Below are 14737 nucleotides of genomic sequence, written 5' to 3' on the forward strand. Positions count from 1 at the left end.
CTACTTCACCCGCTTCTTGAGGTTCGGCAGGGCCTTCTTCACCCGCTTGGCCTCTTCCGCCGAACCCGCGATCTTGAGGAACGTCTCATACTCCTGGACGGCGCGCGCCAGTTCCTCCTGCTTGCGAACGAGCACATCCGCCAGGGCCAGGTGTGCCATGCCGTTGGCGGGATCGTACTCCACCGCCTTGGAGAGGGCCGCGATGGCGGGCTCCACCTGCCGCTCGCGCACCGCCACCAACCCCAGCACCAGCTGCGTCCGCCCGTTGAAGGGGTCCAGCTTCACCGCCTCCTCCGCCGCCGCGCGGGCCGCCTTCACGTTGTTGGCGCTCAGCAGCACCCGGGCCATGGTCGCCTGCGCGAAGGCCTTGTCCCAGATGGCGGACGCGCGGCTCGCGACGCCCTTCAGCGACTCGGCCGCGGCCTTGCCACCCTCCTCCGGGTACACGTAGTGCTCGCCGATCAGTCCACACGGCGCATCCGGCCAGTCGGTCCGCACCTTCTCGAAGGCTCCGGCGGCCTCCTCCTTCTTTTCCTGGCGGAGGAAGACTTGCGCCATCTCGCAGAAGTTCTCCGGGTTCGGCGTCTTGGCGGCAGCCTGCAGGGCGGCAATGCCTCCCTTGGAGTCGCCCACGGAGTAGAGGATGACCGCCTTCATGCGCTGCCCCACGGAGTCATTGGGAGACAGCTTGGCCGTACGGATCAGCTCCGCGGCCTGCTGACGCTGGCCCATGCGCAGCAGCGCGAAGGCATAGCCCTTCTGCATGTCCGGGTTGTCCGGGCTCTCTTTCTTCCACTCCTCGAACTGCTTGAAGCCCTCTTCCGTGCGCCCCATCGTCAGGAGCGCCCGGCCGAGCGCATCGCGCGCCTCACCGTGGAAGCTGTTGCGCTCCACCGCCTGGGAGAGCAGCTTGATGCCCACGTCCGGCAGGCCGCGAGCAATCAACAGCCGCCCGAGCGCGCAGGGAATCTCGTAGTCCCGCGAGTCCTTCATGGCCTGCTCGAACTGGTCCTGCGCCTTGTCCAGGGTGCTCTGCGCCCAGTACACGCGGCCCAGCGCCAGCCGCAGTTCCGGGCGGGGCTGCTTGGAGTCGTTCACCGCCTTCTCCAGGAAGGCGCGTGTCTGGTCTCCACCGGTGCCGTCCTGGATGTCCGCCACGGCCATATAGGCGGCAGCCTCGGGCACGAGCCGGTTGTTGACGCGGGTCTTCTCCAGCTCCTGCTTGGCGCGCTTCCAGTCCGCCTGCCGCATGTAGGCCGCCGCACGCACCAGCGACACCCGGCGACCCTCGCTCCCCGCCAGCTTGTCCAGCGCGTCCTTGATCCGATCGCGATCCAGCAGCGTGCGCCCCAGGCCCTCGCGAGCGGCCTCGCTCTTGGGCTGCAGGGTCAGTGCGGCCTCGTAGGCCTGCTGGGCCTTGGGCAGGTTCCCCGACGCACGGCTCGCGTCTCCGAGCGCCAGCTGGGCCTCGAAGGCGAGCAGGCCCTTCGTCCCGGCCTCCAGCAACTGTAGGGCCTCGTTGTAGCGGCCCAGCTCCGTCAGCAGCCGTCCCTGCACGAGCTGCTGACGGGCCTTGAGCTCATCCGAGAGCGTCGTGTCCCCGTTGAGCTCCTGCACATCCTTGAGCGCCTCTCCCAGATCCTGCCCCAGCGAGAGCTGGCTCTCCGCCCGGCCAATGCGCGCCACCGGGTGCTTGGGGGAGATCTCCGTCGCTGTCGTGTACACGCGGAGGGCACCGGCGTAGTCCTCGAAGTCCTGGTAGTACTGGCCGATGGCCACCAGCGCACGCACGTTGCGCGAGGAGATCTCCAGGGCACGCTTGAAGTGCTCCAGCGCCTTCTCCGGCTTCTTGTCCGCCAGCAACAGACTGCCAGCCAGCGTGTGCAGCTCGGACGAGTCAGAGACTGGAGACTCCAGCAGAGCGCGGTGCGCGGTGGGCCGTGCCTTCTCGTCGGCCACGAGCACATCGGTGGAGAGGCTCAACCCCTGGAACTCGGCTCGGACGCCAGGGTGCTCCAGCGCGGTGAGCGCCATCTGGCGCTCCTCGGTGAGCCCACCGTGGTCCGCATAGAGCAGGCCGTGCGTGTACGCCACCAGCGCCCAGACACGGCTACTGCCGTCATCCATCTCCTGGGCGCGATCGAGCAGCCCCACCGCATCGTGCAGGGAGTCACGGGTGTCCTGGGAGACGGCGCGCTCGACACGCTCCAGCACCTCGGCGAGCGTCTGGCCGCCCTGCTGGGCCCGCCGGAAGCGGTACACGCCCAGTCCCACGCCCAGCACCACGAGCACCACCGCGCTCACGGCGATCCGCAGACCATAGCGAGCGAAGAAAGAAGGGTTCGCCGCGCTCTTGGCGATCTTCTCGCGCAACTCCTTCTCATACGCGGCGGCGGCGGCCTCGGCGTCCACCTGGGAGGTGTCCGCGCGAGGGGCTGCAGCGGCTCGGGGCTCGACAGCCTCGGGGATGTCATCCAGCAGTGCGCGCTTGGCGGCAGACTTCGAACCGCGCGACCGGCCCGCCTTCCCACTGCGCGCCGTGTCCGAGACGCGTGCGGCCGCGGGGACAGCGGCCAGCTCGTCTTCCTCCTCCGGAAGCGGCAGATCCCCCAGGAGCCCTCCACCCGAAGAGCCCTTGCGTTTGGCCGCGGGGGCCTCGACCTGGGTCTCCGGCTCGGGCGGCAGCTCCTGCTCGCCGTCGTCCTGGTCATCCGAGTCGGCCCCGTCCAGATCGGGCAGCAGTCCCCTGCCCGCTGGCGCCTCCACGTCGGGCAACAGGCCGCCCGAGGACTCCGCTCGCTCTTCCGGAGCCTCCTGCATCGTGACGGGAGTCTCATCCTCCTCGCGCTCGGCACGCCTTCCACCGTGAGGAGGAGGCGTATCCGCGAGCTCCTCCTCCTCGGGAGGAGGCGGCGGTGCTCCCCGCCGAGGCGGGAACATGTAGACCTTCACCTTGCCCTCGGGAGTCAAACCCTCGGGGCGAGCCTGCGCCTCGCTCCGGGCAGGTGCCGGTCCCGGAGCCGATTGCAGTTGGAAGATGTTGATCTGGCGGGTGATGTCGTCCCCGCCCATGTCATCCTCCTCAGGAGGGAGTCCCTCGGACTCCGCAGGGGGAGGAGGCGGTGGTGCAGCTGCCTGCTCTGGCTCCTCGTCATTCTCCGCTTCAGGAGGAGGAGCCGGGGGTGCCGCTTTCGCCGCAGCGGGCGCTGCCTTCGCCGCGGGTTCTGCCTTCGCCGCCTTCGCCGCAGCGGGCGCCGCCTTCGCCACGGGCTGCTCCTCTTCCAGAGGCTTGGGAGCAAGCTCGTTGGCAGTGATTCCCGGCAGATCCGCCAACACGGGAGCAGGTCCGCCTGAGAGCGCCTGCTGGGTCTGATCCAGCCACAGCTTCACGCGCCCATCGTTGGGCTGCAGCGCCGAGGCCTTGCGCAGAATCGGCAGCGCCGAGCGGAACAGCCCGCGCTGCACGAGCACCTCACCAATGAGGTTGTACGCGTGGGGGTTCTCTTTATCGACGGCGATCGCCTGATCGAACTGCTCCATCGCCTGAGCGGGCTTGCCCAGGTGCAGCAGCGCCTTGCCCCACAGCACTCGGCCAATCACCGACTGGGGGTGATGACTCAAGCCCTGCTGGCACACCTCGATGGCACGAGCGTGTTCTCCTTTTTCGAGGAGGACCTTGGCGAGCTCAACGAAAACCGCGGATGTGGGGTCTTGCAGCAGGAGCTGCTCGTACCTCTCCACAATCGACTTGGCCATGGACGTTCGGAACTCCGGTGCGCGGGCGGGACCCGGACGATAGCACCGCGATCTACTTGTCGGTCCACCTCCGGGTGCTACCGTGACCTACCACCATGCGCTCGTTCGCTCTTCTACTGACCCTGGCCCTGTTGGGTGGGGCTTGTGCCCACACTCCCCGAAGCACGGGGATGGAAGGTCTCAAACCGATGGTGGAGGACTTCCACAAGCGCATCCGCTGGAAGGACTTCCGGGGAGCAGCCAGGCACATCGTCCCGGAGAGCCGCGAGCCGTTCCTGCGCGCCCGCGCCGAGCAGCAGGATGATCGGGATCTGTCCATCACGGACTTCGAGATCCTCGAGATCGCGCTGGCGCCGGATGGGATGCGCGCGCTCGTCACCACGCGGTTGGGGTGGATGCGGCTGCCCTCGCCCTCGGAGCAGACGGAGACCATCTCCTCGGAGTTCGTCTTCCGGGACGGAGAGTGGCTGCTGGAGCGGATGGAGGGCGGGCCCTTCGCGGGCGAGCTACCCTAGAAAAAAAACCGCCCGTCGACTCGGGGCCGGCCGAGGCGACGGGCGTCGAAGGTTCCCCTATGGAACCCCCTAACCAGGGTGGCGGGGCGATGACTCAGTTCCGGTCCGTCATCACCGCGCCTTCTTGCCCTTCCCATAGAGCAAGGCCGGTGCCACGGCCCTGGCGCCCTGGATTGCCTGTCAATTCGGGCACTTGCGCAGAAGCTTCTGCCCGCGGGCCATGCCAACGGCGTCAGAGTCCTGACACTGTTGTCAGGCCCCCATGGCCCTCCCTGCCTCAGGCCCCTGACATGGCTGTCAGAGACACCGGAGGCGAGGGCTACTCGCCGATCACGGAGCGGATGGTCTCGCGCATCGAGTTGCGAGGCTTCCAGCCGGTCTCCTTCTGCCAGCGCGAGCCATCCACGTTGCAGAGGAACTGGATGTGGTCGAGCTCGGGGGGCGGGAAGTTGGCCAGGCGGTACTTGAAGAGCATGCCCAGCAGGGGGCGGGCCACGGGGTGAGGCACGGGGATGGCGGTGTGGCCCAGCTCGCGCAGCACGGAGGACAGGGGCACCTCGCCGGGACCGGTGACGTTGTAGACGCCCTTGAGCTCGGGGCGGAGCGCCTCGACCATGGCGCGGCCCACGTCCTCCACATGGATGAGCTGGACGATGGGATCGAAGCCCGCGAGCGTCCACGGGCGGCGCAGCCGCAGGTAGTTGGAGGGGGCGTTCTTGATGGTGGGCCCGACGATGTGAACGGGGCGCAGGATGACGGTGTTGATGTCCGGGTGCCGCCAGAAGAAGCCGTGCGCGAGCATGTCCACTTCGATGAGGTCGCGCACTCCCGAGAAGCGGCTGGCCGCCATGAGCGGAGCGTCCTCGGTAAGGAAGTTGGAGTTGTCCGGGCTGGGCCCATAGACGTTGGCCGAGGAGAGGACGACCACCTTCTTCACGCCGTACTTGGCGCAGTACTCGAGCAGGCGCGTGGTGCCCACCACGTTGAAGGAGTGGTGCTCCTCCTCGCTCATGCGCGGGTCATGCATGATGCCCATGTGGATGACGGCGCCGATCTCGTTCTTGCGGAAGACGTCCTCTGCCTTCTTCTTGCGCAAGTCGAGTTGGTACATCTCGACGTCCTTCGGCCGGCCCACGAAGGGGCGCCGATCGATGCCGATGATGCGCTCGCTCTTGTGGAGCAGCTTGGCGAGTGCACGCCCCAGATTGCCGCTAATGCCCGTGACGACGACGGCCGGTCTCATGGACGCCCCCTCCTCGAACGTTCCCCCGCGCTCACCAGAAGATGCCCCTTCGCTCCTTGAGGCCCTGGTGGAGCATGCCCTGGATGGCGGTCTTCACCACGCGCACCTTCTTGTCCAGCTCGCTGTCCTCGTCATCCGGGCGGCCGGTGAAGGTCAGCGGATCGCCAAAGTAGATGCGGTACTTGGCGGGCAGCGGAAAGGGCAGTCCGGTGGGTGTGATGGGGAAGGCGGGGAACCCCAGCAGCTTCGCCACCGGCTTGAGATCCATCAGCGCGGGCGCCTGCTCCTCGCCGCCGATGACGGCCACGGGGACGATGGGCGTGTTCGTCTCGAGCGCCAGGCGCATGAAGCCCAGGCCGAACTCCTGGAGCTGGTAGCGCTGGGGCCACAGCTTGGAAATGCCGCGAGCCCCCTCGGGGAAGACGAGGATGGCCTCATCGGCCTCCAGCAGGCGCCGGCAGTTCTCCGGCGTGCCGACGATCTGCCCCACCCGCGCGAAGAAGGTCGAGATGTACGGCAGCGTGGGCACCCACTTCTCCACCATGCTGCGGATGGCGCGCGGCGGGTGGGCCTCGATCATCATGGACACGCCAATCATGGCGCCGTCCACGGGGAGCTGGCCGGAGTGGTTGGAGATGAGGAGAACGCGGCCTCGGGGGACCTTCTCGATGCCGAAGGTCTCCACGCGGAAGTACTTGCGGTAGAGCCAGAGCAGCGGCGCCACCGCGGCGAGGCTGTAGTCCAGGTTGAAGCCGAACGGATCGACTCCGTATTCGTTCTCCGTGCGAGCGAGCGCCTGGAGTTGCTCCTTGCGCTCCTCGCCCGCCATCTGCTCCGTCCAACCCTTGAGCCGCTGCCGGACCTTGTCGCCGAGCCCCTCGAACATGGCTCGGCTCTTTACACCACCCGGAGCAAAGGGCGCATCATGCGCGCATGCGTTTCCGGACGCTGCTGCTGACGATGTGGCTGGCAGGGGGGTGCGTGACAGGGACGGCGGCGCTCCAGGCGCCCCGCGCTTCCCGCGTCCCCCCTCCTCCTCCAGTCCTGCTGGTCCACGGCTTCCACGACTCCCCGAGCAGGATGGAGCCCCTGAAGCACCACCTGGAACAGGCGGGCTGGCCGGTGGTGCGCGCCATGGCCCTGGAGCCCAACGATGGGCGTGTGGGAGTACCTGAGCTGGCCCTCCAGGTGAGCCGGGCCGCCGAGGCGCTGCGGGAGGAGACGGGAGCGGCCCGGATCGACATCGTCGGGTTCAGCATGGGGGCACTGGTGAGCCGCTTCTGGGTGCAGTGGCTCGGAGGGCGGGAGGTGGTACGGCGCTTCGTGTCCATCTCCGGGCCGCAGGCGGGCACGGTGATGGCGTACCTGCTCCCAGGTGAGGGGGTGAAGCAGATGCGGCCCCACAGCCGGCTGCTGCGAGCGCTGAACAGGGATCCCCACCCCTGGGGGCCCGTCGAGGTCTTCACCTTCTGGACGCCGCTGGACATCATCGTCGTGCCCGCGAACAGCGCCCAGCTGCCGGATGCCACCGACCGCACTTTTCCCGTCCTGCTGCACCACTGGATGGTCGAGGACGCTCGGGTGCTCGACTCCATCGTCGAGGTGCTGGGAGCGCCGGACCCGTCCCGGTGAACCCCCGCCTCAGAGCGTCGGGGCGAGTTGCTCGGCGGCCACGCGGAGGGTGACGACGTCGGCGTCCTGCCGCAGCCAGCGGAAGATCTCCGCGAGGCGCTCCATCTTCCGGGCCGAGGACACCCACAGATCGCGCTGCTGGCGGACCAGCTCCGGGGGAATCCCGTCAGCGGCGTCCAGCACATCCACGGCGTGCAGCTCGAAGTTGAAGAGAGCATCGCCCCGACAGGCGCGCCAGGCGGCTCGAATGGCGGGGAGCGGCAAGGTGGTGGCGAACGTGCCGATGAAGGGGAAGCGCAGGCCTGGCGTCACCGTCATCGGCAGTTCCAGCACCGCACCGGCTCCCCGCTGGTAGGGCTGCTGGGGATCGGGCCGGTAGGGCGTACGAGGCGCCAGCAGGACCCGGGGACTGTCGAGTATCGAACGGGATGGGCGCCCGGCCAGGGCCAGGGCCCCCATCACCGCCGCCTTGGCCGCGTAGTAGGGAGCCGCCGGAAAGGTGGACGAGCCATAGCGGTAGCCACGCTCGGCGGTGGCCGCGTAGAGGGCGGCGTTCAGCGTGTAGCCCGGCGCGCGGAACCCCACGGGCCGCTCGCCCGTGGCCGCAAGAATGGCCTCTTCGCCACGCTCCAGCTCCTCGCGAATGGAGCCCGGAGACCGGCGAGTCAGCGCGTAGTCATGCGAGAAGCTGTGGTTGCCCACCTCGATGCCCGCGGCGTGAGAAGCCCGGAGCGCCGCCGAGGCCTCCGCGTCCGCGAGGTCCTCACCGATGGCGAAAAACGTCCCGGGCGCTCCCACTGTGCGCAGCAGCTCCCGGAAGCGCGGCACAGCGGTGGAGTACACGAGCCCCCGTGCCCGAGCGTCCAGCACAGACACGGGGAGGCCATGAATGCGGCAATAGTGGTGCAGGGAATCGAGGTCGACGGAGATGGACGCAAGCCGGGCCGCCACGCGAGCCTCTCAAGTGCCTCGGATGCGGATGACGTAGACGAGCTTGCCGACGTTCTTCAGCACGTTGGGCACGCGCTTGAAGAGGTGGATGGAGGGCTGGCGCTTCTCGTGGAGCTGAATGGGGATCTCCAACACCTTCAGGCCCTCGCGCCACGCGCGGATGACGAACTCGCTGGCGAACACGTCCATGTCCACCACGCACTTGGCGATGACGGGCATGAGGGCCTCGCGCCGGAACGCCTTCAGCCCGTGGGTGTCGGTGCCCTTGAAGCCCAGCGTCACCTTCAGCAGCTTGTTGTGGACGCGCGTGGCCACGCGCCGCACGACGGGGCGCTGATCACTGGCCCCCTTGGCGGCCTTGGAGCCCACCACCATGTCCGCTTCACCGCGCTCCAGCCTGGGCAGCGCCGCGTCATAGAAGGAGAGATCGCACAGGTCGATCTCATCGCAGAACACGTAGGTGCCACGGGCCTTGAGGATGCCGGCCTTGAGCGCGGCGCCATAGTTGGGCTGCTCCGAGTGGAACCACCGCAGGCGCGGGTTGGCGGCGCACATCTGCTCGAGGAGCTGGGGCGTGGCATCTCGCGAGCCGTTCTCCGCGAAGATGACCTCGTAGTCCCAGCCGCGAGCGTCGAGCCCCTGGCAGAGCTCCGCTGCCGCCGAGCCGATGATGGACGCCTCGTTGTAAACGGGGATGACGATGGAGAGGTACGGAGCGGCCATGGTCGAGGGAAGACGCACGGAGGCGAGAGGTTGGACCTAGCACGCCTGCCGACGACCGTCGACAAGAGTCGTCGAGCACCCCACCCGGGGCTCACCGCTCGTTCAGGACCCGGGCACTGGCTCGACCGCCCAGGATGGCGTCCTCCATGGAGGAGTACTCCCACGTCCCGTACCGTCCGGCGATGAGGATGCGAGCGTGCTCCAGGAAGCGGAGGATCTCCGCCTTGGCCGCCCCATACGCATCGTCATAGAGGACATAGGCATTGGGGATTTCCCGAGCCTGGGCGAAGAGCAGGTCGTCCGCGGAGTGGATCATCTGCGAGCGAACCAGGTCCTCCACGGCGTACTTCTCGCACTGTGCAGGCGACAGCTCGCCGTGGTGGCTGTACTCCACGGAGAAGGTGGCGGTGTCCGGAGGGGCCAGCGGCGCATACACCGCCGAGGGCGAACCGATGCGGTAGGTCTTGAACTCGGACTCGGGCAGGTAGATCCAGTGCCAGGGCTGGCGGTTCTTCCCTCGGGCCGCCACGCAGACATAGGTGACGATGGTGGCGCGCAGGCGGCTGGCAGCGGCCCTCACCTCGTCCGGAACCCCGGCCTCTCCCCGAGCGAGCAGGCCCACCAAATATGGCAGCGAGATCGTCGACAGGAGCTCCGAGTAGCCGAGCGTCCGCCCATCCGACAGGGTGACGCGGCGGGCCTTCCAGTCGATGGCCGTGGGCTCGGTGCGGATGCTCAGCTCCCCGCCCTGGAGGTGGCGGACCATGGCGCGGGCCAGGATCTCGATGCCACCCTCGCGCGGGTAGAGGAAGGACGCGTTGTAGCCGAGCTGGTCGCTGCCAGCCCCGAGCGCCCCGTCCACCACCTCCTTGAGAGAGGGCCGGGGCACGAAGCGCCCCACCCACGCCGCCGACATCTCTCGCGGGTGCACCGTCCAGAGCTTCTGGTTGTAGGGCACCATGAAGTTCTTCGCGAAGCCCTCGCCCATATAGCGGAGGATGAACTCCTCGAAGTTGCGGGGCTCGCGCTCGCGCAATTCGCGGCCCTTCTCTCCATAGAGGGCCTCCACGAAGCCCACGAGGTTCTCCGAGACGACCTCCGCCGGCAGCCCGTGGGTGTTCACCTGGTACGGGAAACGGGTGAACACGCCTCGAGAGAAGATGCCCGCCTTGCGCTGGATGCTCACCAGCTGCCCGGGCAGCCAGAGCGTGTTCACCAGATCCTTGATCTCCGGATCCCTCAGGTGGAGCCAATGGCCAGTGGCATCGAAGTAGCAGCCCTCGATGACCTCGGTCTTGATGAGTCCCCCGACCCGGTCCGACTTCTCGATGAGGCGCCAGGGGCGCTTGAGGAAGTGCGCAGCCGACAGCCCCGCGAGGCCCGCGCCAAGGATGAGGGTGGGATCCATGTCTTTCCGGGGTCTACCACCTCCGGCCCATGGGTAGGGCGGCCTTGTGTAGGTTACGTCCCCGGGCGTACAGCCCCCCGCCCCCTCGGCCGGTCTCCAAGGGCGGCAGGAACCGGGGCTGTGCGCGTTCTTTCCGCTCGGGAAACGCCTCTGATAGCCTGCGCGCGCGCGAACGGCAGGATCAGCCCGCTCGCGGGTGCTCGCGCCCAGCAGGTCCCTGAAGGAAACCCATGAAAGTCTCGTGCCCGACTTGCCAGACGAACTACAACATCGATGACAAGCGGATCCCGCCAGGCGGCGCGAAGCTGAAGTGCGCCCGGTGCCAGAACACCTTCCCCATCCGGGCCCCCTCGGACAGCATCGCGACCCCGGTGGCCATCCCGCTGCCGGGCAGTGCCGCGCCCCAGTCGGCTGCCATCCCGCTGCCGGGCAGTGCCGCACCTCAGTCGGCCGCCATCCCGCTGCCGGGTAGCGCTGCGCCCCAGTCGGCCGCCATTCCGCTGCCGGGTTACGCCGCTCCCCAGTCGGCCGCCATCCCGCTGCCCGCCGCTCCCCAGTCGGCCGCCATCCCGCTGCCGGGTTACGCCGCTCCCCAGTCGGCCGCCATCCCGCTGCCGGGTTACGCCGCTCCCCAGTCGGCCGCCATCCCGCTGCCCGGCGCGCACCAGTCGGCCGCCATCCCGCTGCCCCCGGCTCCTTCCAGCGATCCGTTCGGTGAGGTCGGTGGTGGAGAAGAGTCCGCGTGGAATGAGTCGGAGTCCACGCGCGTCGTCTCCCTCGCCTCGCTGCCGAGCGCCGCATACCGGGATCCCGCGCCCGAGGCAGCCCCTGCCCCTGCGTACGGGTACGACCCTCAGGATATGCCTGGCACGGCCCGGGACTTCGACTTCTCCAACGAGCCCGCCGCGGATCCCTACGGCCAGGCGCCCCAGGCGGCCGAGGCCAGCCCGTTCGACTCCTTCGATCAGGCGGCCATCCCGCTGCCGGGCGCGGCCGACTACCCTGCCGACCCGGCGCAGGCGGAGGCCCTTCCGCTGCCAGGCTCGGCGGACCCACACGATCCGTTCGCTCTGCCGCCCCCGCCCGATTCGCAAGACTACGCCGAGGCGCTCCCGGCCCCCGCGGAGGACCCGTTCGCCCTGCCGCCTCCGCCTGCAGCCCCGGAGCAGGATCCGTTCGCCCTGCCGCCTCCCGCGGAGGATCCGTTCGCCCTGCCGCCTCCGCCCACGCCCGCGGAGCAGGCCTTCGCCATGCCTCCCCCCGAGGATCAGGCCTTCGAGCTGCCACCGATGGGAGCTCCTACGGATGCTTCGCCCTCGCAGGCGTTCTCCTTCCCTCCGCCCCCCGCGGCCAGCGAGCCGGATCCGTTCGCCGTGGACCTCTCGGAGCCGGCCCCGGCGGCCCCCGCACCGGACCTCAACCTCGACTTCAGCGAGCCTCCCTCGCAGCCCGCCGCGGCCGCACCGGTCAACATCGGCACGGACTTCGGGGATGTGAGCTTCAGCGATCCTCCGCCGAGCGCCCCCGCTCCGGCTGACTCGCTCGAGTTCGACCCGACGGCCCCGGCGAGCAGCTCGGCCGGGGACGACCTCGAGGTGGATCTGTCCGCTCCCCTTCCGCCTCCGCCCGCCGCAGGCAACGCGGATGGCCTGGAGATGCTCAGCTTCATCGACGACGCCGCCAAGGACAGCGCTGGCAAGGGCACCGCGGCCAAGGTGAAGCGCTTCCACGTCCGCCGCCGCTCGGGCAAGGTCTTCGGCCCGTTCGAGGAGGGCGTCATCGTCAAGATGCTCGAGGAAGGACAGCTCCTGGGCAACGAGGACGTGTCCACCGACTCGGACAACTGGACACCCATTGGCACGGTGGCCTCGTTCGCCGCCGCCATCCAGAAGCTGATGGAGGGCCCCGCCTCCAAGACGAACCTGCCCGCTGTCGCCCCCGGCGAGCCCTCCGCTCAGGCGGAGCCGAGCCCCGCGCCCAACCCGGCCGTCACCATGGACCGGATGAAGCAGCTGTACGAGGGCCGCATGGCGGGAGTCGCGGTCGTGGACCGCAGCGGCGCCTACGAGAAGTGGCGCAAGCGCATGCCGTACCTCATCGCCGCGGGTGCGGTGACGCTCGTGGCGGCCATCGGCGGCAGCTTCCAGTTCACGAAGTATGGCGCCTTCGGCTATCGCAAGCTCTTCCCCGCCCGGGTGTCGGCCGGCACGCCTGCCGCCGCGGATGTGGAGAAGGCGCGCCAGGACCTCCTGCAGGACACCTTCAGCAGCTACCAGCAGGCCCGGGAGCTGACCGGCAAGGTGCTCGCCACCAAGGAGTACCCCGAGGTCCGCGCCACCTGGTGCCAGGCCGTCTACTACCTGCAGCGCCGCTACGCCGCCGCGGACGCGAAGGACACGACCCGCTGCCAGGCCAACCGCGAGGCCTTCGAGCTGCTCGGGGGCAAGAACGTGGAGGCACTCAAGGCCTTCGCGGGCTCGGCCCTGTCCCGGCGCCTGGCGGACGAAGTCCTCCAGGACTTGAAGGACGCCTACAGCCGCGACGCCAACTCCGGGGACCTGGAGCTGGCCTTCCTGCTCGCCGAGGCCCAGGCCCTCAAGCGCCAGGACAAGGATGCCCAGGCCACACTCGAGAAGGCCCTGAAGATCCGCAAGGACTCAGCCAAGGGCCAGCACATGCTCGGCAACCTGCACCGGGACGCCGGCCGCGCCGAGGAGGCTGCCAAGGCGTACGAGGCTGCCCTCCAGGCGGACCCCTCGCACGTCATCTCCGCGGTGGAGCTGGCCGCGGTGGAGCTGCTGCTGCTCAAGGGAGATCCTGCCAAGGGCCTCGAGGCGGTGGGCAAGGCGCTGGACGAGAAGGCCATGTCGGAGCTGGGCCCGGCGGAGATCGCCCGCGCCCGGAGCCTCAAGGGCGTGGCGCTCGCCGCCCAGTTCAAGTTCAAGGAGGCCGAGGTCGAGCTGAAGGACGCCCTGGAAAAGGATCCGAACTCCCTCTTCATCAAGGCCCAGTTGGCCCGCGTGCTGCGCGCCAACCGCGACTTCGCCGCCGCCCTGCCGCTCTACGAGGCCGCATCCAAGGAGGAGGCCGGCACCCTGGAGTACACGGAGGGCTACATCACCTCGCTGCTGATGCTGGGGAAGATCCCCGACGCGCTCAAGGCGGTGGAAGCGGCCAACTCCCGCTTCACCAACGACGCGCGCATCGCCCTGCTCTACGGCCGCATCGACGACGCGCGTGATCAGATCGCCTCCGCGGAAGGCCACTACCAGCGCGCCATCAAGGCGGATGAGAAGCTCTTCGAGGCCAACCTCTACCTGGGCCGCTTCTACCTGCGCCTGCGTCGCAGCACCGACGCGAGGACCCAGTTGGAGGAGGCCGCCAAGAAGGCCCCCGACGACGCGGGCGTGCGCGCGGGCCTGGGCGAGCTGGCCCTGACGGAGAACAACATCGAGCTGGCCTCGCAGGAGTTCGAGAAGTCCGCTCAGCTCAACCCCAGCCTCGCCGAGGCCTACCTGGGCCTGTCTCGCGTGGCGCTGCTCAACGGGGACCTGGAGAAGGCCAAGGGCAACGCCAACAAGGCCCTGGAGCTGGATCCCCACCTGCTCAAGGACGGGCGCCTGCAGCGCGGCACCGTGCTGTGGCGCCTGGGCCAGCTCGACGAGGCCGTCACGGAGCTCGAGAAGGCCAAGGACGAGGAGCCCCGCTCGGTCACCATCCCCATCACCCTGGGCGCGGTGCTCTACGAGAAGGGCGACATGGCCAACGCGGAGAAGAACCTCAGCCTGGCGCTCACCCGCGAGCCCTCCAACCACGAGGCGCTCTACTACCTGGCCATGGTCAAGACCCGGCGCGCCGAGTACACCGGCGCCATCGAGCAGATGAAGCTCGCCGTGGACAAGGCCCCCAACCGGGCCGACTACCACTACGCCCTCGGCGACATCTACCGGAAGGACGAGCGCTTCAACGAGGCCATCGAGGAGTGGAAGAAGACGATCGAGCTGGATCCGAAGAAGGCGGAAGCCTACGAGGCGCTCGGCCGCGTCTATCTGGACACCGGTAAGATCGAGGACGCCATCACCTCGCTCGAGTCCGCCCTCTCGGTGGACCCCAAGCGCAAGCGGGTGCTGGGCGCCATCGGCGACGCGTTCTTCAGCGCCGGCCGCTGGGACGAGGCCGTCAGGCGCTACGAGAAGGCGCTCAAGGAGGCCCCCGAGCTCACCTACGTCTATTACAAGATTGGCCGCGCCTTCTCCGAGCGGGAGCAGCACACCAAGGCCATCGACTGGTACAAGAAGGCCATCGCCGCCGAGCCGGAGAACGCCATGGCGTACTACTACCTGGGCTTCTCCTATAAGGACCGGCTCAAGAAGAAGGACGCCGTGGTGGCCTTCAAGAAGTACCTGGAGCTCAAGCCCAACGCCGAGGACAAGCGCGAGATCGAAGACGAGATCGCCGCCCTCGAGTAGCCTTTGGGCTCCCCCCCGCGACGTCCGCTTCCGGGCGGCG

At 68.7% G+C, this 14737-nt stretch carries 9 protein-coding genes; 3 read left to right on the forward strand and 6 right to left on the reverse strand.

The genetic code is table 11. The features are described 5' to 3' along the window. Positions 1–3756, reverse strand: coding sequence for a tetratricopeptide repeat protein (locus KY501_RS37600; RefSeq protein ID WP_224368706.1), 3756 nt, complete (start codon positions 3754–3756; stop codon positions 1–3). A gap of 170 nt (positions 3757–3926) precedes the next feature. Between KY501_RS37600 and KY501_RS37605 the strand changes: the two genes are divergently transcribed. Further along, positions 3927–4271: a hypothetical protein gene (locus KY501_RS37605; RefSeq protein ID WP_224368707.1), complete on the forward strand. Its 345-nt coding sequence runs from the start codon at positions 3927–3929 to the stop codon at positions 4269–4271. Between the two features lie 319 nt (positions 4272–4590). On the opposite strand, the gene KY501_RS37610 is transcribed toward KY501_RS37605, so the two are convergent. Both KY501_RS37610 and KY501_RS37615 read right to left on the reverse strand, forming a co-directional pair. Then, positions 4591–5514, reverse strand: coding sequence for an SDR family oxidoreductase (locus KY501_RS37610; RefSeq protein WP_224368708.1), 924 nt, complete (start codon positions 5512–5514; stop codon positions 4591–4593). A gap of 31 nt (positions 5515–5545) precedes the next feature. Next, entirely contained in the window at positions 5546–6400 is an 855-nt protein-coding gene (locus KY501_RS37615) for a lysophospholipid acyltransferase family protein (RefSeq protein ID WP_224368709.1), read from the reverse strand. A 47-nt stretch (positions 6401–6447) separates the two neighbouring features. On the opposite strand from KY501_RS37615, the gene KY501_RS37620 reads away from it, so the two are divergent. Further along, positions 6448–7146: a lipase family alpha/beta hydrolase gene (locus tag KY501_RS37620; protein WP_224368710.1), complete on the forward strand. Its 699-nt coding sequence runs from the start codon at positions 6448–6450 to the stop codon at positions 7144–7146. 9 nt (positions 7147–7155) lie between these two features. Here the strand turns inward: KY501_RS37620 and KY501_RS37625 are convergent, their stop codons facing one another. From KY501_RS37625 to KY501_RS37635, 3 genes are all read right to left on the reverse strand, one after another. Further along, positions 7156–8097 carry a polysaccharide deacetylase family protein gene (locus KY501_RS37625; protein WP_224368711.1) on the reverse strand — a complete coding sequence of 314 codons (942 nt, stop codon included), beginning with the start codon at positions 8095–8097 and terminating at the stop codon, positions 7156–7158. Positions 8098–8106: 9 nt separating this feature from the next. Further along, positions 8107–8820, reverse strand: a complete 714-nt coding sequence (locus KY501_RS37630) for a glycosyltransferase family 2 protein (protein WP_224368871.1) — start codon at positions 8818–8820, stop codon at positions 8107–8109. 91 nt (positions 8821–8911) lie between these two features. Next, the gene (locus KY501_RS37635; protein WP_224368712.1) at positions 8912–10228 is read right to left on the reverse strand and encodes a protoporphyrinogen/coproporphyrinogen oxidase; all 1317 of its coding nucleotides are present in this window, start codon (positions 10226–10228) and stop codon (positions 8912–8914) included. A gap of 230 nt (positions 10229–10458) precedes the next feature. On the opposite strand from KY501_RS37635, the gene KY501_RS37640 reads away from it, so the two are divergent. Next, the gene (locus tag KY501_RS37640; protein WP_224368713.1) at positions 10459–14697 is read left to right on the forward strand and encodes a tetratricopeptide repeat protein; all 4239 of its coding nucleotides are present in this window, start codon (positions 10459–10461) and stop codon (positions 14695–14697) included. Positions 14698–14737 lie beyond the last annotated feature (40 nt).

Source organism: Hyalangium versicolor, assembly GCF_020103695.1.
In the GTDB taxonomy this organism is placed as follows: Bacteria; Myxococcota; Myxococcia; order Myxococcales; family Myxococcaceae; genus Hyalangium; species Hyalangium versicolor.